The 2842-nt window shown below is 50.1% G+C and carries 1 protein-coding gene; it reads right to left on the bottom strand.

Annotation, left to right across the window (positions count from 1 at the left end; translation table 11 throughout):
- Positions 1-279 precede the first annotated feature (279 nt).
- Positions 280-2574 carry a 1,4-alpha-glucan branching enzyme gene (gene glgB, locus QUA00_RS36445; protein WP_333413445.1) on the bottom strand — a complete coding sequence of 765 codons (2295 nt, stop codon included), beginning with the start codon at positions 2572-2574 and terminating at the stop codon, positions 280-282.
- Between the last annotated feature and the right edge of the window lie 268 nt (positions 2575-2842).

The raw sequence follows: 2842 nt of genomic DNA, 5'->3' as shown, positions 1-2842 counted from the left end.
CGTCCCGCCCGTCCTTTCTGGGCGGGCGGGACGCCCATCCCACAAGAAAAAAGGGAAATTATTTAATTGACGATCCTAAATCATTCCGATGCAACCGGAATTAATATTAAATTCCTTAAATCCGAAGAAAGCGAATCCGTTGCAGAACTTCATTCTTTGGCCACAACAACAAAACAGAAAAAACCCGGTTTGTCCAAGAAACCGGGTTTTTGAATGCCCTCAAAGTTTTAGGTTTAATAAAGCTTTGATTCTTAACTCAAAACTCTCACGACTCACAACTTAAAACTCTTGAGATTTGGCTGTTGTTTTTGCCCGATCGAGCTTTAAGATCAACACCCCCAAAGGTGGCAAACACAAGTCGATCGAATAAGCACTGTTGTGGAACCACCACTCCTCAGTCCACTTGCCCCCCAAATTCCCCATATTGCTACCGCCGTATTCCCGCGCGTCGCTGTTAAACAACTCCGTATAGAAACCAGGTTCCGGCACTCCTACGCGATAGTGAGAGTGCGGCTGCGGCGTAAAATTGCACACCGTCACCACAAACTCGTCGCCATCCTTCTCTCGGCGCACAAATGCCACGACGCTGTGTCGATTGTCGCTGCAATCAATCCACTCAAACCCATCCTCAGCAAAATCTTGACTGTAAAGTGCCGTTTCGCTGCGGTACAAATGGTTCAAATCTTTAAAAAACAGCTTCAACTTTTGGTGAGGCTCGAATTGCAGCAACTGCCACTGCAAATCCCCCCAAACGTTCCACTCGTGCCACTGGCCGAACTCCATCCCCATAAAGATCGTTTTCTTGCCGGGATGAGCAAACATAAAAGTAAACAAACACCGCACGTTTGCAAACTTTTGCCATTCGTCCCCTGGCATTTTCCCGATGATGTGGGCTTTGCCGTGCACTACTTCATCGTGGGACAAAGCCAGCATGAAATTCTCGCTGTGGTTGTACCACATACTGAAAGTTATGTTGTTCTGGTGGAACTGGCGGAACCACGGGTCCATGTGGTAATAGTCGAGCATATCGTGCATCCAACCCATGTTCCACTTCAGGTTGAAACCCAAACCGCCTACATAGGTCGGCCAAGATACCATCGGCCAAGAGGTAGATTCTTCGGCGATCGACAACGCCCCTGGGAAATAGCTAAAAATGACGTGATTCGCCTGACGCAGAAAATCTGCCGCCTCGATATTTTCCCGGCCCCCGTACTGGTTGGTCAGCCATTCTCCCGGTTCGCGGCAGTAATCCAAATAAAGCATGGAGGCTACGGCATCTACGCGAATCCCGTCGATGTGGTACTTGTCAAACCAGAACAGAGCGTTTGATACTAGGAAATTCCGCACTTCGTTGCGGCCGTAGTTAAATACTAGGGTTCCCCACTCTTTGTGCTCGCCCTTGCGGGAGTCGGCGTGTTCGTACAAGTGAGTTCCGTCAAAGAAAGCCAAGCCGTGGCCGTCTTTGGGGAAATGTCCCGGTACCCAGTCCACCAGTACGCCAATGCCGTTGGCGTGGCACTGGTCAACAAAATACATGAAATCTTCAGGTGTGCCGTAGCGGGAGGTTGGGGCGAAATAACCGGTGACTTGATAGCCCCAAGAACCGTCGAAAGGATGTTCGGCGATGGGCAGCATTTCGATGTGGGTGAATCCCAAATCTTTGACGTAGGGTATCAGCCGATCGGCTAATTCCCGGTAAGTCAGAAAGCGCGCCCCAGGATTGAGTTCCGAAACCTGCACGGCGGGTTGTATTTCCCCATTTGGTAGCACGGCGGGTTCGTCAGTAGCGGCGTGCAGCCAAGAACCGATGTGGCATTCGTAAACCGAAACCGGCTGCGTCAGTGGGTCTGTGTGCCGCCGCTTTTCGATCCAAGCGCTGTCGTTCCAAGTGTAGGTGCTTAAGTCGGTGACAATTGATGCTGTTTTCGGCCGCACTTCTTGCTGGAAACCGTAAGGATCGGACTTTTCGTAGGGATGTCCGTCTTGGTTTTTCACTTCGTATTTGTAGGAAGTTCCCACGGATAGTCCCGGAATAAATAATTCCCAGATGCCGTTTTGCGATTTCCGCATTTGATGTTTGCGGCCGTCCCAATAGTTGAAATCTCCTAAAACAGAGACATTGCGGGCATTCGGGGCCCAAACGGCAAAATATACTCCTGTGATGCCGCCTACTTCGGTGAGGTGCGCCCCGAGTTTTTCGTAAATGCGGTGGTGATTGCCTTCTGAGAATAGGTGCTGGTCGAATTCTGTGAGTTTGGGCGATCGGAAGGCGTAGGGATCGTAGATGAAGCGCTCGTGTTCCCCTTCTTTGACCCGCAATTGATAGTTTGCTAGTTCTGGGGTGTCGATCGTACATTCAAAAAAGTGAGGGTGATGCTCTGATTTCATCGAGTATTCGGCCCTGGCTTCCGGCAAAACTACCGATACCGCATCCGCATTCGGCAGATAAGCTCGGACGACCCAGACTTTTTTGCCATTTTCTTCGATCGCATGAGGGCCTAGCACTTCAAATGGATCGTGGTGCTGATTCCAAACAATGCGGTCAATCTGTTCAAAGGGGACGGTCGCGGGCATAAAACTACTTACCTCAATCTTTTAACTAAATGGCTTTCAAAACCTAGAGCGGCGCTGCACTTTACATTTCGATACATTTTTGATTGCTGATCCTACCACTGATTAGCACGATCTTGACTGCTGCAGATCCAGCCCGCGTCCTTGCACACACAGCAGGCTGTTGCCTTGCCGACGGCCGAGCTGGGGTTTTACTGCTAACATCTAAGGATCGTCAATTAAATAATTTCCCTTTTTTCTTGTGGGATGGGCGTCCCGCCCGCCCAGAAAG

The organism is Microcoleus sp. T2B6 (genome assembly GCF_036700475.1).
GTDB lineage: Bacteria > Cyanobacteriota > Cyanobacteriia > Cyanobacteriales > Microcoleaceae > Microcoleus.
The sequence above is the reverse complement of the archived record's forward strand: the minus strand, read 5'-3'. Positions and strand labels throughout refer to the sequence as shown.